General features: G+C 44.4%; 1 pseudogene. It reads left to right on the top strand.

Features of this window, described 5'->3' with window-relative positions:
• Positions 1–331, top strand: a pseudogene (locus MD535_RS25935) (LPD25 domain-containing protein); the annotation flags it as partial.

Genomic DNA, 331 nt, shown 5'->3' with positions numbered 1-331 from the left:
ACTCTCACCGACTATGATGCAGAAATCAGTGAGCAATATGCGGGAGAGTTTCATACCAAAACGTTAAAGATCATCATACTGGCATGGTCGAAGCACAACAGGCACTTGTTTTCGGAAATGCGTAAAGCGAGCCTCAATCACCCAGAGACGGCTTTTCTTAATGACAAAGAAAAAAGTGTGGAGCATCGAGAGCGGTTTTCAATGGGAGAGGGCTACTATCTGACCGACACTAAGTATTTACGTTACGGCTGGAAGATAAAGAAAATCAGCTTTTATCGAACAGAAAACAAGGCGCGATACGTGCCATTAGGGGAGGTGGTGATACCAGAAT

Origin of the sequence: Vibrio qingdaonensis, assembly GCF_026191675.1 — a bacterium.
GTDB classification, from domain to species: Bacteria; Pseudomonadota; Gammaproteobacteria; order Enterobacterales; family Vibrionaceae; genus Vibrio; species Vibrio qingdaonensis.
Note: the sequence above shows the minus strand (reverse complement) of the source record. Positions and strands in the feature narration are given on the sequence as shown.